General features: G+C 59.1%; 24 protein-coding genes. 11 read left to right on the top strand and 13 right to left on the bottom strand.

All coding sequences use genetic code 11. The annotated features are described in order from the left end of the window. Window positions 1-73 precede the first annotated feature (73 nt). Complete coding sequence (gene rarD, locus AC2FIB_RS13730) at window positions 74-979, top strand: EamA family transporter RarD (RefSeq protein ID WP_496842262.1); 906 nt, start codon at window positions 74-76, stop codon at window positions 977-979. Here the strand turns inward: rarD and AC2FIB_RS13735 are convergent. Next, complete coding sequence (locus tag AC2FIB_RS13735) at window positions 970-1,680, bottom strand: SGNH/GDSL hydrolase family protein (RefSeq protein WP_109310692.1); 711 nt, start codon at window positions 1,678-1,680, stop codon at window positions 970-972. The genes rarD and AC2FIB_RS13735 overlap by 10 nt on opposite strands. 2 nt (window positions 1,681-1,682) lie before the next feature. Further along, entirely contained in the window at window positions 1,683-2,093 is a 411-nt protein-coding gene (locus tag AC2FIB_RS13740; RefSeq protein ID WP_058279776.1) for a nuclear transport factor 2 family protein, read from the bottom strand. A gap of 97 nt (window positions 2,094-2,190) precedes the next feature. Between AC2FIB_RS13740 and AC2FIB_RS13745 the strand changes: the two genes are divergently transcribed. Beyond that, window positions 2,191-2,838, top strand: coding sequence for an RluA family pseudouridine synthase (locus AC2FIB_RS13745; RefSeq protein WP_496735667.1), 648 nt, complete (start codon window positions 2,191-2,193; stop codon window positions 2,836-2,838). Window positions 2,839-2,840: 2 nt separating this feature from the next. On the opposite strand, the gene AC2FIB_RS13750 is transcribed toward AC2FIB_RS13745, so the two are convergent. Then, on the bottom strand, window positions 2,841-3,026 hold the full coding sequence (locus AC2FIB_RS13750; RefSeq protein WP_496735668.1) for a hypothetical protein: 186 nt from the start codon (window positions 3,024-3,026) through the stop codon (window positions 2,841-2,843). 103 nt (window positions 3,027-3,129) lie between these two features. Here AC2FIB_RS13750 and AC2FIB_RS13755 point away from each other — a divergent pair, with 103 nt between their 5' ends. The 4 genes from AC2FIB_RS13755 to AC2FIB_RS13770 all read left to right on the top strand — a co-directional run bounded on the left by AC2FIB_RS13755 (window position 3,130) and on the right by AC2FIB_RS13770 (window position 6,107). Then, window positions 3,130-3,819, top strand: a complete 690-nt coding sequence (locus AC2FIB_RS13755; RefSeq protein WP_496735670.1) for a helix-turn-helix transcriptional regulator — start codon at window positions 3,130-3,132, stop codon at window positions 3,817-3,819. A gap of 108 nt (window positions 3,820-3,927) precedes the next feature. Beyond that, window positions 3,928-4,599, top strand: coding sequence for a YiaD family glycine zipper/OmpA-like lipoprotein (locus AC2FIB_RS13760; protein ID WP_282152999.1), 672 nt, complete (start codon window positions 3,928-3,930; stop codon window positions 4,597-4,599). 115 nt (window positions 4,600-4,714) lie between these two features. Next, window positions 4,715-5,257 carry an NADPH-dependent FMN reductase gene (locus AC2FIB_RS13765; RefSeq protein ID WP_496699356.1) on the top strand — a complete coding sequence of 181 codons (543 nt, stop codon included), beginning with the start codon at window positions 4,715-4,717 and terminating at the stop codon, window positions 5,255-5,257. Between the two features lie 49 nt (window positions 5,258-5,306). After that, window positions 5,307-6,107, top strand: a complete 801-nt coding sequence (locus AC2FIB_RS13770; RefSeq protein WP_496735672.1) for an HTD2 family dehydratase — start codon at window positions 5,307-5,309, stop codon at window positions 6,105-6,107. Here AC2FIB_RS13770 and AC2FIB_RS13775 read toward each other — a convergent pair. Continuing rightward, window positions 6,099-7,139 (bottom strand): NAD(P)/FAD-dependent oxidoreductase, encoded by a 1,041-nt coding sequence (locus AC2FIB_RS13775; RefSeq protein WP_496735673.1) that lies wholly within the window; start codon window positions 7,137-7,139, stop codon window positions 6,099-6,101. The two genes, AC2FIB_RS13770 and AC2FIB_RS13775, sit on opposite strands and share 9 nt — an antisense overlap. Before the next feature lie 49 nt (window positions 7,140-7,188). On the opposite strand from AC2FIB_RS13775, the gene mnmC2 reads away from it, so the two are divergent. Both mnmC2 and AC2FIB_RS13785 read left to right on the top strand, forming a co-directional pair. Then, the gene (mnmC2, locus tag AC2FIB_RS13780) at window positions 7,189-7,854 is read left to right on the top strand and encodes a tRNA (5-methylaminomethyl-2-thiouridine)(34)-methyltransferase MnmC2 (RefSeq protein ID WP_496735675.1); all 666 of its coding nucleotides are present in this window, start codon (window positions 7,189-7,191) and stop codon (window positions 7,852-7,854) included. Next, the gene (locus AC2FIB_RS13785; protein WP_282120289.1) at window positions 7,851-8,720 is read left to right on the top strand and encodes a DMT family transporter; all 870 of its coding nucleotides are present in this window, start codon (window positions 7,851-7,853) and stop codon (window positions 8,718-8,720) included. The genes mnmC2 and AC2FIB_RS13785 overlap by 4 nt, the downstream gene beginning before the upstream one ends. On the opposite strand, the gene AC2FIB_RS13790 is transcribed toward AC2FIB_RS13785, so the two are convergent. After that, window positions 8,694-10,658 (bottom strand): lytic transglycosylase domain-containing protein, encoded by a 1,965-nt coding sequence (locus tag AC2FIB_RS13790; protein ID WP_496842263.1) that lies wholly within the window; start codon window positions 10,656-10,658, stop codon window positions 8,694-8,696. The genes AC2FIB_RS13785 and AC2FIB_RS13790 overlap by 27 nt on opposite strands. Before the next feature lie 133 nt (window positions 10,659-10,791). Between AC2FIB_RS13790 and dapA the strand changes: the two genes are divergently transcribed. Further along, window positions 10,792-11,664 carry a 4-hydroxy-tetrahydrodipicolinate synthase gene (gene dapA, locus AC2FIB_RS13795; RefSeq protein WP_496706373.1) on the top strand — a complete coding sequence of 291 codons (873 nt, stop codon included), beginning with the start codon at window positions 10,792-10,794 and terminating at the stop codon, window positions 11,662-11,664. A 130-nt stretch (window positions 11,665-11,794) separates the two neighbouring features. Here dapA and AC2FIB_RS13800 read toward each other — a convergent pair whose 3' ends face one another. From AC2FIB_RS13800 to pdxR, 6 genes are all read right to left on the bottom strand, one after another. After that, window positions 11,795-12,667, bottom strand: a complete 873-nt coding sequence (locus AC2FIB_RS13800; RefSeq protein ID WP_496735679.1) for a dimethyl sulfoxide reductase anchor subunit family protein — start codon at window positions 12,665-12,667, stop codon at window positions 11,795-11,797. Then, window positions 12,667-13,416, bottom strand: coding sequence for a 4Fe-4S dicluster domain-containing protein (locus tag AC2FIB_RS13805; RefSeq protein ID WP_108861155.1), 750 nt, complete (start codon window positions 13,414-13,416; stop codon window positions 12,667-12,669). Before AC2FIB_RS13805 ends, AC2FIB_RS13800 begins: the two co-directional genes overlap by 1 nt. A gap of 91 nt (window positions 13,417-13,507) precedes the next feature. Continuing rightward, entirely contained in the window at window positions 13,508-16,321 is a 2,814-nt protein-coding gene (locus AC2FIB_RS13810) for a molybdopterin oxidoreductase family protein (RefSeq protein ID WP_496735680.1), read from the bottom strand. Window positions 16,322-16,399: 78 nt separating this feature from the next. Then, window positions 16,400-17,422, bottom strand: coding sequence for a phosphate acetyltransferase (pta, locus tag AC2FIB_RS13815; protein ID WP_496735682.1), 1,023 nt, complete (start codon window positions 17,420-17,422; stop codon window positions 16,400-16,402). A gap of 4 nt (window positions 17,423-17,426) precedes the next feature. After that, window positions 17,427-19,202 carry a sulfoacetaldehyde acetyltransferase gene (gene xsc / locus AC2FIB_RS13820; protein WP_496726603.1) on the bottom strand — a complete coding sequence of 592 codons (1,776 nt, stop codon included), beginning with the start codon at window positions 19,200-19,202 and terminating at the stop codon, window positions 17,427-17,429. Between the two features lie 124 nt (window positions 19,203-19,326). Next, window positions 19,327-20,787: a MocR-like pyridoxine biosynthesis transcription factor PdxR gene (gene pdxR / locus AC2FIB_RS13825; RefSeq protein ID WP_496735683.1), complete on the bottom strand. Its 1,461-nt coding sequence runs from the start codon at window positions 20,785-20,787 to the stop codon at window positions 19,327-19,329. 134 nt (window positions 20,788-20,921) lie between these two features. Here pdxR and AC2FIB_RS13830 point away from each other — a divergent pair, with 134 nt between their 5' ends. After that, entirely contained in the window at window positions 20,922-21,230 is a 309-nt protein-coding gene (locus tag AC2FIB_RS13830; RefSeq protein WP_058272522.1) for an ArsR/SmtB family transcription factor, read from the top strand. Continuing rightward, the gene (locus tag AC2FIB_RS13835; RefSeq protein ID WP_496735685.1) at window positions 21,223-22,251 is read left to right on the top strand and encodes a permease; all 1,029 of its coding nucleotides are present in this window, start codon (window positions 21,223-21,225) and stop codon (window positions 22,249-22,251) included. The genes AC2FIB_RS13830 and AC2FIB_RS13835 overlap by 8 nt, the downstream gene beginning before the upstream one ends. Before the next feature lie 38 nt (window positions 22,252-22,289). Here the strand turns inward: AC2FIB_RS13835 and AC2FIB_RS13840 are convergent, their stop codons facing one another. Together AC2FIB_RS13840 and AC2FIB_RS13845 are read right to left on the bottom strand one after the other, a co-directional pair. Then, window positions 22,290-22,679 (bottom strand): hypothetical protein, encoded by a 390-nt coding sequence (locus AC2FIB_RS13840; protein ID WP_496735686.1) that lies wholly within the window; start codon window positions 22,677-22,679, stop codon window positions 22,290-22,292. Between the two features lie 51 nt (window positions 22,680-22,730). Further along, window positions 22,731-23,492 (bottom strand): DUF1013 domain-containing protein, encoded by a 762-nt coding sequence (locus AC2FIB_RS13845; protein ID WP_496735688.1) that lies wholly within the window; start codon window positions 23,490-23,492, stop codon window positions 22,731-22,733. Between the last annotated feature and the right edge of the window lie 108 nt (window positions 23,493-23,600).

Consider the following 23,600-nt stretch of genomic DNA (forward strand, 5'->3'; position numbering starts at 1 on the left):
GTTCACGGTTTTCGCAGTTTCCAAACCCTCCGGAACAGCCGTATAGACAAACGGTATCACCCGGAGATCCATGATGGCGGACGTTGCAACATCACCCCAGAATGAGGACACGCCAAAAGGATTGGCTCTGGCGGTGACCGCCTACGTTCTATGGGGTTTCCTGCCGCTTTACATGAAAGCTTTGGCGCATATCGGGCCGGTCGAGATCGTGGCGCATCGGATTGTATGGTCGGTGCCTGTGGCCGGGCTGTTGCTGGTGGCGCTAGGGCGAACCGGGGATTTGAAGGCTGCCTTACAAAACCCGAAAATGCTGGGCATGGCCTGTCTGACAGCGGCTTTGATCTCGGTGAATTGGGCCATTTACGTCTGGGCGATTGCCAGCGGTAACGCATTGGACGCAGCGTTGGGCTATTACATCAACCCGCTGTTCAGCATTGCACTAGGGGCAATCCTGTTACGTGAGCCATTGAATCGTACGCAATTGGCGGCGGTGGGGTTAGCTGCCTTGGGCGTGCTGGTATTGATCGTCGAAGCGGGTCGGCTGCCGTGGGCCGCGCTGGCCCTGACGGTCAGTTGGGGGTTTTATGCTTTCTTCAAACGCTCGCTGCCCATCGGCCCCAATCAGGGCTTTCTGCTAGAGGTTCTGATCCTGCTGATCCCAGCCTTAGTCTACATCACCTGGTTGGGGGCAAAAGGAACCGGCCACTTTGGCGCTGCCGCTGGGGACACCATGCTGCTGGCCTGTGCCGGCATTGTCACCGCTGTTCCGCTGCTGGTCTATGCCAACGGGGCCAAATTGGTGCGGTTGTCCACAATGGGAATCCTGCAGTACATCGCGCCGACGATGATCTTTATCACGGCGATTGCCGTGTTTGGGGAACAGATCGATCGGGGCCGTATGATCGCCTTCCCGCTGATCTGGGCGGCTTTGGTGGTCTATACGATCCCGATGATCCGTCAGATACGGGGTCAGCGCTGATGCAATAAGTCGGCCGCGGCCTCTGCCCACAAGCGATAGGCTTTGGGGCTTGGGTGATATCCGTCCGGAGCAGCCAGTGCCGGGTCATCCGGAAACTCCAATGAAAGGTGCCGGGCTTGCGGGAATGTCGCAGCGGCCTTTTGCAAACCCCGATCCAGCCGGGCCGCCTGTCGCCCCAGTGCCCAGGCCAGAGGTTGGGGCAGGGCCGGAAAACGGTTCATCTGTGGCACGGCGGTGACCACGACGCGTCGAACACCCAGGTTGCTCGTCAGATGATCCAGAAGTTGGGTCTGCAAAGCCGTGAACTTTTGCCGGGATACTCCACGCGTGACGTCGTTTACACCCAAGGCTGTCACGGCGGCGTCATAGCTGCCTTCAAGGTGGTTCAATCGTTCCAGCGTATCCTGTGTTGTGTGGCCCGTCGTCGCTTCCAGCCGCCACTCCACGCTGTAATGGCGGGCCAACCGCGCCACGAGAAACCCCGATAGTGCCTGTTGCTGTCGCCCAGCCCCCACACCCGCGGCCGAGCTGTCACCAGCGATGAGCAGCCGCAACCGGGGGCCGCGCCCTTCGCGCCCTTGGCGCGGGCCGGACGGTTCGGGCAGCAGCTGAGCGTTACGACGCACGGAAATCGCCTGTGCTGCCAGAACCGGCAACAGTGGGACACGCAATATCTGATCTGCGGCAATCGGGGCAGTCATGGTTAGCTGAGCGCGTTTTTGTATTCGAGGAAGCGGGCGTCCGTCATAACCCGAGCCATCATCGCCTCGCGCAGGGCACCAATGGTCTTGTAAGGGCGCATGACGACCTCGAATTCCTGTATCAGACCCTCATCGTTCAATGTGATCAGATCGACGCCGACCGCGTCCAGATCCCCGACCTTGCATTGAAATTCCAACGCCCAATCTTTGCCTTCACCCATAATCCGGCGATAGCGGAAATCGGAAAACACCTGTCCCACGTGACCCAGAACCGCTGCCACCGGTTCGCGTCCGGTCCAGGTGCTGTAGTAGGTTGGCGGGGAAAACCGTACGTCTTCGGCCAGCAATTCGTGGATCAGGGTTTCATCGCCCTTGGCGACAACGTCTTGCATGCGCGCGATTGTCGGGTGCATGGTCTCTCCTCTGCTTTGGGTCAGAGAGTTGCTGAACCGATCCGTTCAGGCAAGGCCGACGTTGCGGGAACCTACGCCGTGCGATAGGCAGGCGCGCATGAGCGAGACCTATGATCCCCCGAATACGCCGTTGGAAGTGCTGCATGAGGATGCACAGCTGATCGTGGTGAATAAGCCCTCGGGGTTGTTGTCTGTGCCGGGGCGTGGCGCGCATCTGGCCGATTGCCTGTTGACCCGCGTACTGGCGGCGTTTCCACAGGCTTTGCTGGTGCATCGGTTGGATCGGGATACATCGGGTGTCATGGTTTTTGCCCAGTCACCGCACGCACAGCGACACCTGAGTATGCAGTTTGAAAAGCGCCAGACCCGCAAGACCTATGTTGCGCGCGTTTGGGGGCGCATCGAGCAAAAGTCCGGAACCGTCGATCTGCCGTTGATCGTGGATTGGCCCAACCGTCCGCGCCAGATGGTCTGTCATGAGACTGGAAAACCCGCAGTCACTGACTGGCGGTTCGTGAAATACGAAGGTGAGACGACGCGCGTCCGATTGTTCCCAAAAACGGGCAGGTCGCATCAGCTGCGCGTTCATATGCTGGCGCTGGGCCACCCCATTCTGGGCGATCCGTTCTACGCCGAGGGCGAAGCGCGCGATTTCCCGCGTCTGATGCTGCATTCTGAGGAACTGCGCCTAAAAAGCCCGGAGGGCGGAGTTTCGATGAAATTCCGCGCCCCGGCTGATTTCTGACCTCAGGCCGTTCTTGTCCACAGCATCTTGAGGTTGCCCAGCGAGAACCGCTTGGTCCGTTTGCGCGGTGCGCAGGGCTGACGGGCAGCCATAATTTCACGTTCGATCTCGAACGCGCGCAAAGTGTGATCCTGCGCCCAGCGGTCCAGTTTCAATGTCATCATCACGTGATTGTCGAGGTATGGCATGGTCGACCTCCTTTGGTTTGTTTCCCAAAGATCGCAGATCACTCCTGACACCACCCTGTCAGTGGGGTGTGCTAGGATGTCAGCAGACCGCCCGGAGAACCTTATGCGCCGCTCAACCCGCCTTTTTGAAATCATCCAGATCCTGCGTTCGGCCGAAATGCCTGTGACTGCGGAGGCGCTGGCAGAAAAGCTGGAAGTGTCAGCGCGTACCGTCTATCGCGATATCGCCGCTTTGCAGGCACAGCGAACCCCGATCGAGGGTGAAGCCGGCGTGGGATACTTGATGCGGCGCGGGTACGACTTGCCACCGTTGAATTTCGACGCTGAAGAGGTCGAGGCGCTGTGGGTTGGTCTGTCGATGCTGGCGCGCACCGGTGATAGTACCCTGCAACAAGCTGCGGACCGTGTTTGTCGCAAGATTGACGCTTTGCGCGCGCCTGCGGATTGGCTGCAGGTCGCCCCATGGGGTGCGCCGATGGACGATCCGGCCAAGGGGTGCGTGCCTGTCGTAAACTATCGCGAGGCCATCCGCTCTGAACGCAAAATTTGCATCACCTATGTGAATGCCGAAGGTGAGCGAACCGAGCGGGTCGTCAGACCCGTCGCCCTGATCTACCACATCGAATGCACGATGTTGGCGGCGTGGTGCGAGCTGAGGAATGGGTTTCGCCATTTTCGCACGGATCGCATTTGGGCCTGCGACGTGACAGACGATCATTTCTGCGGGCAGGGGGAGCCTCTGCGAGCGATCTGGCAAGACCAGAACCAATTGGATCCTGTTGAACGGCGGTAATTTGCCGACTTCACCCGATTGTTGCTTGAGCCTATGTTGAGGTAACGCGATATACTGCGCCAAACAAAGCGGGTTCGGTGAACGGACCCCTGAGCAGAAGGTGATTTCATGACGATTTCCAAGAGTGTTCTTGCTGCAGGGCTGTGTTCGGCCATGTTTTTGGGGGCCTGTACGGACCCCGGCACGTTGAACCTGCCCTCGGACCCGAACCAGAACGCCAAGCAGGGTGCACTTCTCGGCGGTCTGATCGGCGCAGGTGTCGGCGCGATTGCCAATGGATCTGATCCGCTGTTGGGCGCGGTGGCAGGCGGTGCGATCGGTGCGGCAGGAGGTGGCCTGATCGGCAACCAACTGGATAGACAAGCCACAGAACTGCGTCAGCAACTGGCCAATCAGGGCATCATCGTTACCAACGCGGGCGACCGACTGATTGTGACCGTCCCGAATGATATCACCTTTGACACCGACAGCGCGACCGTGCGCCCGGCACTGCGGGCTGATCTGGTCCGGGTGGGGCAGAATCTGGTGAATTACCCCAACTCGAACGTGCAGGTCATCGGCAATACCGACAGCGACGGCGACGCCGCGTATAATCAGGGCCTGTCCGAACGCCGTGCGCGGTCTGTCGCGGATATTCTTCAAGCAAATGGCGTAAGCGGTGCACGCATCTCGACCATCGGCCAGGGCGAAAACCGCCCGATTGCCTCTAACCTGACGCCCGAGGGGAAGGCCCAGAACCGCCGGGTCGACATCGAGATCATTCCGAACGGAAACACATAATGACATGGGCACTTTCGGGTGCCCATTTTTCGCACATTGACTGCGCGTCATCCGGTCTTTGGTGCGCGCGAAAGTTGCGCTAGCTATTGGGAAACACCCGAACCGGAGTTTCCCAATGTCTGACCCCATACTTCTGAGCCTGTCCGGCTCATTGCGCCAAAGCGCGACCAACCGCAAATTGCTGCGCGAAGCGGCCCGGCTGTTCGAGCCGGGGACACATATCGAAGCCGATCTGAACCTGCCGCTTTATGATGGTGATCTTGAGGATGGCGAGGGCATTCCTGCCGCAGTGCAAACCTTGTCCGATCAGATCGCGCAGGCTGATGCCGTGATCATTTCCACTCCGGAATACAACAAAGGCCCGTCGGGTGTTCTGAAAAACGCTTTGGACTGGGTCAGTCGAACCGATGGCCGCCCCTGGGCCGACAAACCGGTTGCCGTGATGTCAGCCGCCGCAGGACGCGCAGGTGGTGAGCGGGCGCAGATGGTTCTGCGCGGCTATATGGTTCCGTTCCAGCCTCGTATCCTGCAGGGGCCAGAAATTCATCTGGCCAGCAGCTCGAACGAGTTTGATGAGCAGGGGAAATTGTTGAGCGACCGTTACGAAAGCTCTCTGCGGACACTCATGCAGAAACTGCGGGCTGAGTCCGGGTTCTAAGATCGAGAGGTTGCTTGCCGGGTCTGGTCCGTCTGCATAGTCTGCCGCCATGACTGACGAAATACAGACTGATGTGATGGACCCGGCCCGCGCCTCTGCGCTGCTGGCTGCGCTTGGTTCCCATAAGAAACTCGATGCGGGCGATCACCTGCTGCCGTTCTTTCACCAGCTGTATTTCTGGTCCCCTCAGCCGCCTACCAGTTTGGGGCGGGACGGGCATCCAAAGGTTGGGGGCGGTCTGATCCCCGATATGGGCTTGCAACGTCGGATGTGGGCCGGGGGACGGTTGCAGTTTCACGCGCCGCTGGTCGCGGGTTCAAAAGCCGTGCGCCGGTCTGTTCTTGAAAGTGCGGCGACAAAAACCGGACGGACGGGACCGCTGGGGTTTGTTACCCTGCGACACGAGATTTCTCAGGACGGTCAATTGTGTCTGAGCGAATGGCAGGATCTGGTCTATCGGCCTGACCCTTCGGATACTGACATCAAGCCCAAGGCACCCGTGGCCCGTACCGATGAAACCCACAGGCGAGACGTCACCTTCGACAGCACATTGCTGTTCCGATACTCGGCGCTGACCTTCAATGGACACCGTATCCATTACGATCTGGACTACGCGCGGGATGTCGAAGGCTATGACGGCCTGGTCGTTCATGGCCCTTTGCTGGCACAATTATTGATGCTGTTTGCCGAGGATCTGGCAGGTCCCTTGGCTCAGTTCTCATTTCGCGCGTCATCGCCAATGATGCATTTTGAGACGGCGAGCTTGTGCCGAAATGGCCAAGGGATGTGGGCGAGCGGACCAGATGGGCGGCAATGCATGTCCGCCGAGTTTGTCCCGCGATCAGAGTGATGCTTCGGGCCTGAAATCACTCGGGATCGCGTCCCGGTTCTCAAGAACCAGATCCGCCATGACCTCAGCTACTTTCGGGGCCATGCCAAAGCCGATCTTGAATCCACCATTGGCGATGAATTGACCTTTGTGTACCGGGTGCGCGCCCAGCATCGGTGCGCGGCTTTTGCTGCGCGGCCGTACACCCGCCCATCGTTCGATGACCTCTGCGCCATGCAGGACGGGAACGGCCCGCATCGCCCGCTCCAGAACGTCATCCAGAGCTGCATCCGTGCTGGTCGGATCGTCATAATCACGCTCAGAGGTCGATCCAATCGCCAATGTCCCGTCCGCATGCGGTATGAAGTGGATCGCGTCTGCAAACAGCTGCGGGACTTCACCCGCATCAAACCGCAGCAGCGCGGCTTGACCCTTGACGCCGTTTCCGACTGTTTTGCCAAAAGCCTCGGTCAGTTCCTGCAGACCGGCAAGGCCGGTGGCATGGACAACCTGCCCTCGATCTGGTGCGTTGGCTACGACCTCGACGCCCATCACAGTCAATGCCGCAACCAACGCCGCACAGGCCCGGCGGGGATGCATGCGGGCGCTGAGTGTATCATGGATAAGAAACCCCGTGGGGCTGGGCGGGCACCATGCGCCGACTGCTACAGTTTCGACGACCCGCCATTCAGCCCGACCCTGCCACAGCTCGGCCGCCGTTTCCGCGCGCGCATGGGCAAGATCCAGTGTTCGGGTGTCGGCGATGGGTTGCAGCCGTCCCAGCCGCGCATATCCGGGTGAGACGCCGCCTGTGGCCTCGACCTGTTTCCAGAATGGTTCGGCCATGATCAGGCTGTCGAACTGAAACGCCTTCTTGGCATTCCAGTTTTCGGGCACATGCGGTGCCAGTGCGCCAACCAGGCCACCGCTGGATCCGGCTCCGGGACCAAAAGGGTCGACGATCTGCACCTTTGCGCCTCGCCGTGCGCAGGTCCAGGCGATTGACAGGCCGAAAATCCCTGCACCGCGCACCGTCACATCGACCATTGCCATTCCCCTTTACCTTGTTCAGTGTCGCGCCGCTTAGCTACAGGATTCCCCGATGGCAGACCAGCGCGCCGAACTGACATGGACTGAGGATCAGATCCCGGTCTCGGATCGTTTCGACGATCCGTATTACTCGTTGCAGAACGGGCTGGAAGAGACGCGGCATGTGTTTCTGGCGGGCAATGACCTGCCCGCACGGTTTACACCGGGGTTTCACATAGCAGAGCTGGGTTTTGGCACCGGATTGAACATGCTGACCGTCTGGTCCGAATGGGAGAGATCGGGCCACACCACGCCCCTGTCCTTTACCAGTTTTGAGGCCTATCCGATGGCGCCCGCGGACATGTCCCGAGCGCTGGCGGCCTTTCCTGAACTTGCGCCTTGGTCTGACCGGTTCCTTGCGCAATGGGAGGGCGGCACATGTGATTTGGGCACCCTGCGGCTGGAGGTTGTTGAAGGCGATGCGCGTCAAACCCTGCAAGCATGGGTAGGTGCCGCCGATGCGTGGTTTTTGGATGGGTTCTCTCCGGCTAAAAACCCCGAATTATGGGGTGCAGACCTGATGCAGCAAGTCGCCGACCACACGGCCACTGGCGGAACGGCGGCAACATACACCGCCGCTGGGTTCGTGCGGCGGGGGCTCGAGGATGCCGGTTTCACCGTTACACGCGCACCCGGTTATGGCCGCAAGCGCCATATGACCCGGGCGGTCAAATCATGACGCAGCAGAACAATACGCGCGCCGGGATTGCGTTGATGATCGGGGCGACCATCGTCTTCGCACTGCAGGACGGTATTTCGCGCCATCTGGCGGGAACATACAACACATACATGGTGGTAATGATTCGTTACTGGTTCTTTGCGGCCTTTGTCATCGCTTTGGCTGCACGTGCGCCCGGCGGATTGAAGGCCACCACCCAGACAAGCCAGCTGAAGCTGCAGATATTTCGTGGCTTGCTGTTGGCGGCCGAGATCTGTGTCGCGGTGTTCAGTTTCACTGTTCTGGGCCTGATCGACGCGATGGCCGTATTCATCTGCTACCCGTTGTTGATCGCCGCTCTCAGCGGGCCGGTATTGGGCGAACAGGTCGGCTGGCGACGCTGGGCCGCAATCGGCGTTGGGTGCATCGGTGTTCTGATCATTCTCCAGCCCGGCGTGGGTGTCTTTAACCCTTGGGCCATTGTACCGCTGATCTCGGCTTTCATGTTTGCAGTCTATGGTTTGCTGACCCGTTACGTGTCCCGCCGGGACAATTCCGCCACCAGCTTTTTCTGGACAGGCGTCAGTGGTGCCGTCGCCATGACGCTAGTGGGAATGTGGTTCTGGGAGCCGATGGCCCAGACGGATTGGGCTTGGATGGCGCTGCTATGTGTGAGCGGCGTTCTGGGGCACTGGTTGCTGATCAAATGCTATGAGATGGCCGAGGCCAGCGCGGTGCAGCCCTTCGCCTATTTCCACCTGGTCTGGAGCGCGATCCTGGGAATCTCGGTCTTTGGTGAAACGCTGCGCCCCGAAGTGGTCATAGGCGCAGCGCTGGTTGTCGCCGCCGGGCTGTTCACCCTATGGCGCGAAAGACGCCAGCGTTGACCCGACCAATTCCTGCGAGAACGGGATCGGCAAGGCAGGTTGGCCAAGCCGGGCGCGATAGACAGGCAGGCTTTCTGCCACCCGCATCACATAGTTGCGGGTTTCACTGAACGGGATCGCCTCAATCCAGTCGACCACGTCGATTTCACCTGCGCGCGGGTCGCCATAGCGATCCATCCACGACATCGGCCGACGCGGACCTGCGTTATATCCGGCCGCCATCATCACGACGTTTCCGTTGAAATCAGCGGCCAGACCGGACAGGTAATTGGCACCCAACTTGGCATTATATTGCCAATCCGAAGTCAGCTTGATCGTCTTGTGGCCGCTTAGGATACCCAATTCCTTGGCAACAAGCTTTGCCGTGGCCGGCATGACCTGCATCAGCCCGCGTGCGCCGGCTCCACTGATAACAACGGGGTCAAACTCGCTTTCCCGACGGGCAATGGCCAGCGTCATTTCCTTGGCCATGGGCAAACCCATGTCGGCCACCGGATGCACCGGGTAATAGGCGGCTGGCAAAACCAGGCCGACTGTTGCAGCGCGTTTGGCGATCATCACGGCCAGATGCGGCTGCTTCAACTCGATCACCAAATCGCCCAACTGATTGGCCTGAACCGGGTCCAACCCTTCAACCAGATGGGTCAGGAACCGTTCAGACAGGGTGTCTTCGTCAGCCTTTAACAGTAAAAGCCCTGCCTCCAGTACACTTGAATTGGAGAACTCAGCTTGCTTCCAGTGTGGCGCCCGGCGGGGGGTGGCCAGTTCACTATCGAAAGGACGCCCGATCTGTTCCGCCGCCAGCAAGCCGTAGAAAGAGGATTGATAATCTGCACCCATTGCATAGGCGTCATAGGCTTTTTCGGCGTCACCATGGGCCGCATAGGCACGACCCAACCAATACCCCGCGCGTCCTTTCGAGATCGGCGATTTCACCGCGTCCGAGAAGTTCTGGAAATGCCGGATCGCGGTCGCAGGATCATTCAGCTTCCGCAAGGCCAGAAACCCGGAAAGCCACTCCAGATCCGCATAGCCATAGCCCATTTCAGGCGTCATGTGGTGATTGGCTGCAATCTGATAAGCGCGGTTCTGGTCCCCATTTCGCATCTCAAGCCGGGCCAACCGGCGGCGGCCTTCGGCCCATTTGTCAGGTTCCCCCAACGCATCAGGGCCGGAAGAACGCGCCAGCATCAAGTCTATCGCGCTGTCGTCCAACTCTTTCCTGTCGCGCCAAACAAACCTGTCAAAAGCCAGTCCCGGAGAATCGATCAGCGATTTCGGAACTGCCGCCACCTTGGTGTCTACACCGGGTTGCCGTTTCTGAAGACCGATCCGCGCCTCAGCCAGTTTGCGCTGATCAGCGCCGACCAGCGGCAGCATCTGACCTGCGCTGACAAGATGATTGTCCCATAGCATCCGGTCCAGGCGTGCGGCGTGATGGGGTTTCAGCAGCTTGCCAAAGTTCTCAAGATAGTCCTTCTGCAGACCAGACCCCATGGGCATGGTCCGCCATGCCGCGACGATATCGGCCTCGGCATCTCCCTGACGACCCTTTGCCTTCAATGCGACTGCATAGTTCAACGCACCCTCTGCGGTTTGCGGCGGCTGTTCGGCATAGAATTTAAGAACGCGGTCCGGATCGGCGCCAGTAAAGGCGGGCTCACTTTTACGCCGCAACCAGGCCAGGCCAGGCCAGTCTGGACGACGATCCAAAAACACCAGAACGTCACCCGAACTGCCAAACCCTTCGCGCAGCCAGTGCCAGACAATGATGTCCCGAGGCACTGAACCCCGCGCACCAGAAACACGCAAGGCTTCATTCCAGTCCCCCTTGCGCATTTCATTCATACCGGCCCGCAGATCACCTGCGGCGTCGGCTCGCACATGTGTGCCCGAAATCAAAATTACGACCGTCAAAAACGCCAGAAAGCGTGTCATCCCTTGCATTTCCCAACCAACCAAGGATACAGCCATTCAGGATAAAGCTTGCGCCGTCGGGTTCAACTCAAGAAAGACAGATTTCTGGCAAACCGAGGCGTAAAAATTACAAACTGCACCTAAGGAGCGTGTCATGTTCAAAGGCTCTATGCCAGCCCTCGTCACACCGTTTAGCAACGGCGAGTTGGACCTGAAGACGCTCAAACACTTGGTGGAATGGCAGATTCAGGAAGGCTCCACCGGGCTGGTTCCCGTTGGCACCACCGGCGAAAGCCCCACGCTGAGCCACGAAGAGCATGAAACTGTTGTCGACGAGGTTGTCAAAGCCTCGGCTGGTCGTGTTCCTGTGATCGCAGGTGCTGGGTCAAACAACACTGTTGAGGCCATCCGGTTTGTGCGATTCGCGCAGAAAGTAGGCGCCGATGCAGCTCTGGTCGTGACGCCATATTACAACAAGCCCACGCAAAAGGGTCTACTGATGCATTTCCGTGCGCTGCATGATTGCGCGGATATTCCGATCATCATCTACAACATTCCCGGTCGATCAATAATCGACATGACCCCTGAAACCATGGGCGAGTTGGCGAAACTGCCGCGCATTGTGGGTGTAAAGGACGCGACCGGAGATCTGGCCCGCGTCAGCCAACAGCGCGCCTCCTGCGGTCCAAACTTTTGCCAGCTGTCCGGCGAGGACGCGACGGCGCTTGGTTTCAACGCGCATGGCGGTGTGGGCTGTATTTCGGTTACCGCGAACGTCGCGCCCAAACTGTGTGCCGAATTCCAGCAGGCGACGCTGAACGGCGACTATGCCAAAGCGTTGGAGTATCAGGACCGCCTGATGCCCCTGCACGAAGCGATCTTTATCGAGCCCGGTCTTGTAGGCGCCAAATACGCGCTCAGCAAATTGGGCCTGTGCAGCGAAGAAGTCCGCTCGCCCCTGTCCGGGCTGGAAAGCAGCACCAAATCGGCGATCGACGCGGCGCTTCAGCACGCAGGCCTTATCTAAGGCGAATTCAATATAGAAAAAAGGCGGCCTCGAACCTCGAGTGCCGCCTTTTTTTGTTCCGGTTCCAGACTTCATCTGGCCCAAAATATCCCGGGGGCGTCGCAGCTTGCCGCGACGGGGGCAGAGCCCCCTATCGTTTTCCGTAATACAGTCCAACGACATGCTCGGCCTGCGCAAAGAAAAGCCAGCGCGATGTGGCAACGCCGGCAAGGTGCGACGCCACGGCCAGCAGTGCAAAGAAGTGTCCGAACGGCAGTAGCAGCAGGATAACCGGCAAGACAAAGGCCAGCATAAACGAGATGATGCGCAGCTTTTCGGCATGCTTGCGGCCAACGACGTGAACGAATTCACGCAGCAAATAGTTGGTGCCAGTATGAGGAGGCTCGAATGCACGCACGGTTCCGCGATCGCCCAATCCGGTAGCCGTGCCCAGATTTGTGCCGGACTCCTCCAGCGCTTTGTCGCCCTTTTTCCAATACAGTATCTGCACCAGCGCCGCGATCAGCAGCAGCGGCAGCGCTACCCGGACCTGCCCGGCCAGCAGGGCACCGCCTGCAAGGCTGAAGCTGAGGAACATGGCCGGAGTCAGGTTCATATTCCAGCGGGGAATGGTTTTGAGCTGCGTGTAGATCATCGACGTGGTGAATACGGTCAGTAGCGAAAACAGAGCGCCGATCCAGCCAAGAAGGCTCCAGCGCTGGTCCAGGAAGATCACGCCAATCGCATAAAGCCCCATGACGATCAGAGCGATGACCGCGCACCAGCCTTCGCGGCTGAGCCAGCTGGTCTTCCATTGCGTAAACGCTTTCCAGGCCCGCTCGGGGTGGCCAAGGTGAAAGGTGGACGCCATCAGGCCGCCAACGGACAGGGCGTAGGCGATGGCGAAAAAGACAAAAGCGACCCAGCCAGAGACGTCTGGCAAACCGAGGCTCAAAAAGAACAACAGTCCAAAGCCAAGACCCGACAGGGTGGTGAAAATGATGACGGAAGGTGCTGGATGCATCAGAGCTTCTCCAAGGTCTTGTCCAGCCAGCTAAGGAACCCTTTGGGCTCTTCAGCGACCGGGGCCAGCAACGGGGCCAGGATGTCGATCTGATCTTCGACGTTGTCCTTGGGCCGTGGCGGCAGGTATTTGTTGACGGGTTTGGTGCCCATTTCCGGCATCAGGTCCATGCCACCGCGTTCGGCGACCAGTTTGCTGACATCGCTGTCCGCATCGCCCAGATCACCGAAGTGGCGCGCGCCTGCGGGACAGGTGCGTACGCATGACGGAACACGGTCTACTTCAGGCAGGTTTTCGTTGTAGATACGGTCAACGCAGAGGGTGCATTTCTTCATCACCCCTTCGGCCTGATCCAGTTCACGTGCGCCGTAGGGGCAGGACCACGCGCACAGGCCACAGCCGATGCAGTCGCTTTCATTGACCAGAACGATGCCGTCCTCGACCCGCTTGTAGCTGGCCCCTGTGGGGCAAACGGTGACGCAAGGCGCGTCCTCACAGTGCAAGCAGGATTTGGGGAAGTGGATCAGCTGGGCGTGACCTTCCGCCGGTTGCACCTCATAGGAATGCACCCGGTTCAGGAAAGTGCCGGACGGGTTGGCACCATAAGCGTCCTGATCGGATAGCGGCGCGCCGTAGTTTTCCGTGTTCCAGCCTTTGCATGAGATGACGCAGGCGTGGCAGCCAACGCAGGTGTCCAGGTCGATGACCAGACCCATCTTGCGGTCGGTGGATGTGGGGAGCTGGGTCATGACTACCTTGCCTCCGCTTTTTTGGTGAGGGCGGACTGGGGCGCTGCCCCAGACCCCGCGATATTTTTGGCCAGATGACGCAGGGATCGGGTCATTTGCCTACCTTCCATGCCAAATCCTTCGGTCCAGTTCCGACCGGAGATTCAATCGGTGGGAATTCCGGTTGGCTTTCCGCATCCGTTGGAGCGTAAGCTTTTTCGATCTTCACTTTCAGGTCGAACCAGGCTGCCTGACCGGTGATGGGGTCAGAGTTGGCCCACCGCAGACCATCGCCCTTGGGCGGCAGCAGCTCGTGGATCAGGTGGTTCAGCAGGAACCCTTTGGTGGCCTCGGGCGCGTCTTCTTGCAAAGCCCATGCACCTTTGCGTTTGCCAATGGCGTTCCAGGTCCAGACGGTGTTTTCGTTCAGGGCCGCCATTTCCATGACCGGCACCGTGATCTCGCCATGTGGCGAGATCACCTTGGCCCAATCGCCGTCCTTCAGGCCATTCTCGCGCATCAGCTTGGTCGGAACATAAAGTGGGTTGCGGCCGTGCAACTGGCGCAGCCATGCGTTCTGGGTTCCCCAACTGTGATACATCGCCATGGGGCGCTGGGTCAGAGCGTTGACAGTGAAGCCATCGTTGCCGGTCTGGTCGGTCTCGTACCAGATGGGCATCGGGTCCAATGTCTCTTTGATGCGTTCCCGCAGGTGTTCCGGGGGCTGACGTTCGCCGTGGCCTTCGGCGGCAAGCTGGAATTTGCGCATCGGCTCGGAATACAGCTGGAACAGGTATGGCTGCGGGCTGTCATAGATGCCCATGCCGACAGCCCAATCCTGATAGGCTGCGTTCCATGGTTTGTAGTAATCCGCGCCCTCGGGGATATGGGCCACGTAGAAGCCGCCGTTTTCGATATAGCGGTTCAACTGATCGGGGTTGACCTCACCCCGGCCTTCCTTGTCGCCGTTTTCACCACGGAAACCGGCAAGTGGGCCGATTCCGGGCTTGCGCTCGTGATTGACGATATAGTCGGCGTAATCTGTCCATTTGGCGCTGCCGTCTTCATTGGTGAAGCCCGGCAGGCCCAAGCGGTTGGCCAGTTCGACCAGCGCTGATTGGAAGCCTTTGACGTCCCGGTCGGGTTCAATCACAGGCCAGCGGATTGCGTCGGCTGCCGCGTCTGCTTCGCAGATCGGGCGATCGAGCAGCGAGATACAGTCGTGGCGTTCTAGATAGGTGGTATCCGGCAGGATCAAGTCGGCATAGGCCACCATTTCCGACGAATAGGCGTCGGAGTAGATGATATGAGGGATTACATAATCGCCGTTCTCATCCTTGTCCGTCAGCATTTCCATGACACCTTTGGTGTTCATGGATGAGTTCCAGGACATGTTGGCCATGTACATGAACAGCGTGTCGATCTTGTAGGGATCGCCCGCATGTGCGTTCGAGATCACCATATGCATCAGCCCGTGGCTGGACATCGGGTTGTCCCATGTGAACGCCTTGTCGATCCGCGCCGGGCTGCCGTCTGCCTTCAGCGCCAGATCCTCTGGCCCTTGAACAAAGCCCAGATGCGGGCCGTCAAGCGGCGTATTCGGGGTCACCTTGCAGTGCGGTCTCGGGTGCGCCTCGACCGGTTTGGGATAGGGCGGCTTGAAGCGGAAGCCGCCGGGGACTTCGACTGTGCCAAGGATAATCTGCAACACATGCAGTGCACGGCAAGTCTGGAAGCCATTGGCATGAGCCGAGACACCGCGCATCGAGTGCATGGCAACCGGGCGGCCGATCATCTTGGTGTGTTTTTCGCCGCGGAAATCAGTCCATTCGCGCTCCAACTCGAACGCCTCGTCAAAAGCAACGCGGGCCAACTCGCCCGCGATGGCGCGGATACGGGTGGCGGGGATGCCGCACTGCTCGGCGATGTTCTCGGGCGCGTATTCGTCGCTGAGGTAGCGTTCGGCCATCAGATGGAACACGGGGCGGTGGGTGACGCCATCCTTCTCAAAAGTCGCTGACAGGTCGGGGCGGACGCCCGGTTTGTCAAACGCCGTCAGTTCGCCCGTGTTGCGGTCAACAACCAGTGGTTTGCCGTCCTCATCGCGCAGGAACAGACCCTTGGTGGCGCCTTCGGACGCGTCGACCAGAACCGGCGCGTTGGTGTAACGGCTGAGATAGTCCAGATCGATCTTGCCGGCCTTCATCAGCACGTGAATCATCGACAGGATGAACAAACCATCGGTGCCGGGAGTGATCCCGACCCAATCGTCAGCAACCGCGTTATAGCCCGAGCGGATCGGGTTGACGCCGATCACCCGTGCGCCACGGGCCTTGATCTTGCCGATGCCCATCTTGATCGGGTTGCTGTCGTGATCTTCGGCAACACCGAACAGCATGAACAGCTTGGTGTGATCCCAGTCAGGCTGGCCGAATTCCCAGAACGCACCGCCCATCGTATAGATGCCGCCCGCAGCCATGTTGACGGAACAGAAGCCACCGTGTGCTGCATAGTTACAGGTGCCGAAGTTCTGCGCCCAAAAGCTGGTAAAGCTTTGGCTTTGGTCCCGACCTGTGAAAAATGCCAGTTTCTCGGGGTTGTCCTCGCGGATCGGCTTGAGCCAGCCAACGGCGATGTCCAGCGCCTCGTCCCAGCTGATCTCCTCGAACTTGCCCGAACCACGTGGACCGACGCGTTTCAGTGGGGCGCGCAGACGCGAGGGGGCATTGACCTGCATGATCCCTGCCGAGCCCTTGGCGCACAGGACGCCCTTGTTAACCGGGTGATCGCGGTTGCCTTCGATATAGGCAACCTTGCCGTCCTTCATGTGTACGTTGATGCCGCAGCGGCAGGCGCACATGTAGCACGTTGTTTTTCTGACCTCGTCAGAGACCTTGGGAGAGGTATTAATGATTGGCTGGTTCATTTCTGGTCCCTGTGGCTTTTGATCCGATTATTCTCATGAGCAGAGATCAATCGGAACAGTATTTCGCTTTAGCCGGATTTACGAGGCGTCTGTCCGGGTTTTGGATGTTTCTGCTTGCACGGCCGTAACCGCGATCATGTGCAGAACGTCCTCGGCGGAGCATCCGCGTGAAAGGTCGTTGGCCGGTTTCGCAAGTCCCTGAAGGACCGGGCCGATTGCCTCGGCACCCCCAATACGCTGCGCGATCTTGTAGCCAAGGTTGCCTGCGTCGAGATTCGGGAACACAAAGACATTTGCCTCGCCGCGCAGAGGCGAGTCCTTGGCTTTCTTTGCAGCCACCTCGGGGACGAATGCGGCGTCAAACTGCAGCTCGCCGTCGATCAACAGATCGGGGTCGGCCGATTTTGCAATCTGCGTGGCCTCGCTGACCTTCGTGACTTTCGGATGATTGGCGCTGCCGCCGGTGGAAAAGGACAGCATCGCAACGCGGGGTGTCTCATGCGTCAGCGCCTTGAAAGACGCGGCAGATGCCCGGGCGATTTCGGCCAGTTCCTGTTCGTTCGGATCAACAACCAGGCCGCAATCGGCAAAGATGTGCGCTCCGCGGACCGTGTGGTGATCGCGGCAGTAGAGCATCAGGAAAAAGCTGGAAACCATGGCCGCGTCGGGCGCTTTGCCGATGATCTGCAAAGCGGCGCGCACTGTGGCCGACGTGGTCTCAACAGCTCCGCCGACGGTTCCGTCGGCATTACCGGTATGAACCAGCATCGCGGCATAGTTCAGGCGGTGTTTGATTTCTTCGGCAGCCTTTTCAGGCGTCATGCCCTTGTGCTTGCGCCGCTCGAAAAGCTCAGCTGCAAACGCTTCGGCATGGGGAGAGTCCGATGGATCGTGGATTTCGATGCCGTCGACATCCTGACCAGCCTGTTCGGCCAGCAGGGCAGTTACTTTGGCTTTGTCCCCAACCAGAATGATGCGCGCGACACCTTCCTTGCGGGCCTTTAAAGCACCTTCAACAACACGTGGATCATCGCCCTCAGCGAGGGCGATGATCTTGTCGGAGCTGCTGGCAGCTCCGAGAATTGTGCGTAGTGGCTTCACGCGATTATGCCCCGGCCGAGGTATTCATGTCAGCCGCGTCGATACCGGCAACACGGACCGGCTTTTTCATGGCGTCGCGACGGAATGGATCGCCCAGTTCCTGGTTGATCATGGCTTCGATCAGAGTGGTGATGCCATTTTTCTGGTCGATGATCGCCTGGTTCAGGGCCGCGGTCAGCTCGTCCTGAGTGCGTGCAACGACGCCTTTCAGACCACATGCGGTTGCGATACCGGCATAGGAAACCTGTTGGTCCAGTTCGGTGCCAACGAAGTTGTCGTCGAACCACAGGGTCGAGTTACGCTTTTCAGCGCCCCACTGGTAGTTGCGGAAAACGATCTGGGTCACGGCGGGCCATTCTTCGCGGCCAATCGCGGTCAGTTCGTTCACAGCGATACCAAATGCGCCGTCACCCGAGAAACCGACAACCGGAACGTCCGGGCAACCAATTTTCGCGCCAACAACGGCAGGCAGGCCGTAACCACAGGGGCCAAACAGGCCAGGTGCCAGGTACTTGCGGCCTTCTTCGAAGGACGGGTACGCGTTACCGATGGCGCAGTTGTTGCCGATATCGGACGAGATGATTGCCTCGGTCGGCAGCGCCGCTTGAATTGCGCGCCATGCCATGCGGGGGCTCATCCAGTCGGGCTTAGCTGCACGTGCACGCTCGTTCCAGGTGGTGCCCGGATCGTCGTTCTCGTGGGTCAGCGAGCTCAGTTCTTGCGCCCAAGCCGATTTGGTGGTGGCGATCAGGTTCTTGCGGTCTTCGCGACCTGCTTCACCGGCGTTGTCGCCCAGGCGTTCCAGCAGACCTTCGGCCACTTTCTTGGCGTCGCCGACGATGCCAACGGTCACGTCTTTGGTCAGGCCGATACGATCAGGGTTCAGGTCAACCTGAATGATCTTGGCATCGGTCGGCCAGTAGTTGATGCCGTAACCAGGCAAGGTCGAGAATGGGTTCAGACGGGTGCCCAGAGCCAGAACAACGTCCGCTTTGGCGATCAGTTCCATACCGGCTTTCGAGCCGTTATAGCCCAACGGGCCAGCGAACAGCGGGTGCGAGCCGGGGAAGGCGTCGTTGTGCTGATAGCCAACGCAGACCGGTGCGGTCAGACGTTCGGCCAGATCGGCGGACGCAGGGATCGCGCCGGACAAAACAACGCCAGCACCGTTTAGGATGACCGGGAATTTGGCGTCGGACAACAGGGCTGCGGCTTCGTCCAGTGCTTCGTTGCCACCAGCGGTCGCTGCGAATTCGACGATCTTGGGCAGCTCGATGTCGATGACCTGAGTCCACATGTCGCGCGGGATGTTCATCTGAGCAGGTGCCGAAGCACGCTTGGCTTGCAGGATGACGCGGTTCAGAACTTCGGCGACACGGCTGGGGTCACGCAGTTCTTCCTGGTAGGCAACACAGTCTGCAAACATGCGCATCTGTTCCATTTCCTGGAAGCCACCCTGGCCGATGGTCTTGTTGGCTGCTTGCGGAGTGATCAGCAGAACCGGGGTGTGGTTCCAGTATGCGGTTTTAACGGCAGTCACAAAGTTGGTGATGCCGGGGCCGTTCTGCGCGATCATCATCGACATCTTGCCGGTGGCACGGGTGTAGCCGTCCGCCATCATGCCGCCCGAACCTTCGTGGGCGCAGTCCCAGAAATTGATGCCTGCGGCCGGGAAGATATCCGAAATCGGCATCATGGCCGAACCGATGATACCGAACGCATGTTCGATACCGTGCATTTGCAGAACCTTAACAAAGGCCTCTTCAGTGGTCATTTTCATCTGAGTGTTCTCCGCACAATTGAAGAAAGGTTCGGGCACAGCACCCGCCTTTGATACGGTTTTGGCGCAAGGGGCGAAGCGGCGTTAGGGCCAGAACGTTAGGCGGGATATGTCCAGAGTCGTGCTAGGCGGAACGGATGGCATCCGCGATCAGTTTCACGCCCGGCCCGATGCGGTCCCGGCCAATGGACGAGTATCCAAGGCGATAGAAGTTGCGCGGTTGGTGCAACCCATTGAAGAACGAGGCGCCTGGTTCGATATGCACGCCTTGGCTCTGCAGCTTTTTGGCAAGTTTGGTCGTGTCCACACGATCGGGGGCCGACATCCAAAGCGACGACCCGCCCATGATTCCGCGTCCGGCAACGGTAAGCCCGTACTGTTCGACTGCGCTGTCCAACGCTTCGCGTCGCCGGGCAAGGGTTTTGGACATACGCCGAATCTGAGCATCATAATGGCCCAGGGACAGGAAATAGGCCGCAGTGCGCTGGATATGGCCCGGCGGGTGGCGCAGCACCAAGGAACGCAAGGCGCGAGCCTCGCGGATAAAGGGCTCGGACCCGACAATGTAGCCTAGCCGCAATCCGGGAAACAGCGACTTCGAGAAGCTGCCCACGTAAATCACCCGCCCGTCGCGATCCATTGACTTGAGGGCCGGGGACGGGGATCCCAGAAAAGCCATTTCAAACTCGTAATCGTCCTCGACCACCATGGCGTCCAGTTCGCGGGCGCGTTTCAGCAACTCGTGGCGGCGATCGACGGGCATGGTTGCGGTCGTCGGGCTTTGATGGCTGGGGGTGGTGAAAATTACATCCGTTTCATCCGGCAACGCATCCGGGGTCAGTCCGTCACGGTCAACGGCCAGTGGTGAAACTTTGCAGTCGGAGTGATTTAGCAAATCCCGCAGTGCATAATAGCAAGGGTCTTCAATCACCGCTGTGCGGTTGCGGTTCAAAAGAATGCGTGAAGCCAGCCAGAGGGCATTTTGCGCGCCCATAGTGATCAGGATCTCTTCGGGGCGGGCGGCGATTCCACGGCGCGGCAACGTGTGACGGGCGATGAATTCGATCAGCAGCGGATCATCCTGATCCATGTAGTCCCCGGTCAGGGATGCAAAATCCTTGTGACCCAGTGCACGGACCGCGCAGAGACGCCAATTGGCGTGATCGAACAATTTCCGATCTGCCTGACCATAGATGAAAGGGTATTTGTAATCGCGCCAATTACTGGGCTTGGGCAGCACGTCCCCGTCCGAGAACCTGCGTGCGAGGGCCGTGTCCCAGTCGACATTTTCATCGCGTTTTTGCACGGGCGAATACTTGGGTGGCACGGGCGCGTTTTGCGACACGAAATACCCCGACCGGCCTTTGGCAGTCAGGTAGTCATTGGCCAGTAGTTCAGTATACGCCAGTGTCACCGTGATCCGGCTAACACCCAGATGCGCCGCCAATTTGCGAGACGAGGGCAGCTTTTCCTCAACGTGGAACCGGCCAGACAAGATGCCTTCGGCAATCATCTGCTGGATCTGCGCCTGCAGCGTGCCCTGTCCGTTCAATTCCAGAAAGAATGTGTCGACCGATATTCCCATAGCGCCTTATAGGGTGGACTTAAGGTGAGGGCAATCTGGACTTAATCTCGTTTCGAGAATTCGTGAACAAGGCGCTTGACGAAAAAGAACGACTCACCTAAATAACTAGAAATCTAGTTTAATGGAGAAGTCAGATGTGGGAAACAGCTGCAGCAGGATTCTCGGCCATGGGCTCTGAAGCGCGACTGAAGGTTCTCAAGACATTGGTTCGGGCTGGTGAGGCTGGGTTGACCGTTGGGGAAATCCAGAACCGCACAGGTATTGCGCCTTCGACATTGGCCCATCACCTGCGGTTCCTCGCGGCCGGCGGTGTTGTCGAGCAAGAGAAAATCGGGCGCGCCACCATCAACCGCGCAAACTACGAAGAATTGAGAGGCCTCGCGCAGTTCATCCTTAGCGAATGCTGCGCGGACGAAGTAGGAAAGGCTGCGAACGATGGCTGAGCTGACACAAAACCCAAAGGCACCGGCAAAGGTGGCCGTTGATCTGATCAAAACCCCATGGGCGGTGATCGTGGCCATTCTGGCGCTTGTGGCTGTCCTTGACCCCGGCAACTGGGGAGAGGTCGTAACCTTTGCAGGCAAAGCCCTTGCCCATACCGGCCAATATATACTGTTTGCCGTCTTGCTGCTGTCTTACCTCAAGGCGACAGGTGCCGAGGTGATGGTTGCGCGCGCCTTTGAGGGGCGCGAGACGCGGATGATTTTTCTGGCCGCGGTCTTCGGCGGCCTCGCACCGTTCTGTTCTTGCGAAGTCATTCCGTTCATTGCCGGACTGCTGGCGCTTGGTGCACCTCTGTCCGCTGTTATGGCGTTCTGGCTCAGCTCACCCTTGATTGATCCACCTACCCTGTTGATCACGGCAGGCGCATTGGGTTGGCCATTTGCAATCGGCAAAGCCATCGCTGCTGTCGCATTGGGTCTGTTTGGAGGCTTTGCCGTCCGTGCCCTGATGCGAGGTGGTGCGTTTGCCCAGCCTCTGCGCGAATACAAACCGGCTGGCTGCGGATGCGGAACTAAAACAGAGGACAAACCTGTCTGGAAGTTCTGGCAGGTACCCGAGCGTCGTCAGCGCTTCCGGTCCGAGTTCATTCACAACAGCCTGTTTCTGTTGAAATGGTTGGCTCTGGCCTATGTGCTCGAGGCGCTGTTGGTCAGCTATGTGCCCGCCGATTTGATCGCGCGCGTTGTCGGCGGTGACGGTGTTGTACCCATTGTCATTGCCGCGGTGGTCGGGATGCCCGCTTACCTGAACTCTTACGTCGCACCGCCGCTGCTGGCTGGCCTGATGGAACAAGGGATGAGCGCAGGGGCCGCGATGTCCTTCATGGTCGCGGGTGCCGTCAGTTCGATCCCGGCAATGGCCGCGGTCTGGTCATTGGTCAAACCACGGGTCTTTGCGACCTATCTGGGGCTGGGGATCACTGGGGCCATCACCGCTGGCATTCTGTTCCAGATGATCTGAAATCAAACCCGCCCGGTGCACTTGCCGGGCGGGTTTTTTTATCCGGTTTCGCAGTGGCGCGGCAGTTTGAACCGATACCGCGCTTCACCACTATCAACATACACTCGTTTTTCGACGCAGGCCGTGGTGCCAACGGTTTGTGAGACCGGAGCGTCGGTCGAAGTGACCGAGGTCGCAGACCCGTCCGGCAGTCGGACCGAAGCAATGACGCCGTTCTTGAGGTCCCCGTTGATGGGTGTCGCTGACAAGACGTTGACGGTCATAAATGCCTCATGCTCGTGCTCGCCGCTGTCGTTGAAGATCAGCAAACCAGCAGCGACGGCAACAAGACCAACACCGCCTGCCACGGGCAACCCCCAGGTCTTCAGGAAGGCATAGATCGAAACGGCGCGATGCGGTCCAAATAGTTTGGAAAGAACGTTCAGCATGGTTTTCTCGTAAAAAAGCCCCGGTCCGTTCAGGCCGGGGCTGTCTGTGCTTTAGGGGCGCGGATCGTCTTCTTCTTCGTCGTCAGCACCGCCTTTGGGCAGGTTGAAGAAGCTGTCCGCATCGATGATCGGTTCTTCTTCTTTTTCTTCCGCAGGATCATCCGACAGAGAGAAGGTTTCCAGACCTTCGATGGCGGTCGGAATCTTCGGCGCGGCGTCCATTTCCAGCGACTGTTCGGTCGAGACCAGTTTGCGGCGCTCGTCATCGCTCATGACGCCACCTTCGGCAGCTTTCTTGGCTGCGGCCTTCTGCACGATCGCGTCCAACTCGGACTGTTTGCACAGGCCCAGGGCAACGGGGTCGATCGGCTGCATGTTGGAAATGTTCCAATGGGTCCGTTCACGGATCGACTGGATGGTCGGCTTGGTGGTGCCCACCAGCTTGGCGATCTGACCGTCGCTGAGTTCAGGGTGGAACTTGACCAGCCACAGGATCGAGTTCGGACGGTCCTGACGCTTGGACAGCGGGGTATAGCGCGGACCGCGACGCTTTTCCTCGCCGCTTGCAGCGGGGTTGAACTTGAGCTTCAGCTTGTGCAGCGGGTTGTTCTGCGCGGTGTCGATCTCGTCCTGGGTCAGCTGGTTGTTGGCAATGGGGTCAAAGCCTTTCACGCCAGCGGCCACATCGCCGTCTGCGATGCCTTGCACCTCAAGCTCGTGCATGCCTACGAAATCCGCGATCTGCTTGAAGCTGATCGTGGTGTTGTCCACCAGCCATACGGCTGTTGCCTTGGCCATAAGCGGTTTTGCCATCAGCCCGTCTCCTATAAATACATCTTTCCCGTCGCCGGAATTCGGCGGCCCCTTTTTTGGGGCAGGTTTCCGTTGTCGGGGAACTTGGTCCGTATATAGTCGCGCCAA

The sequence above is a fragment of the Ruegeria sp. YTSA072 genome, assembly GCF_059610285.1.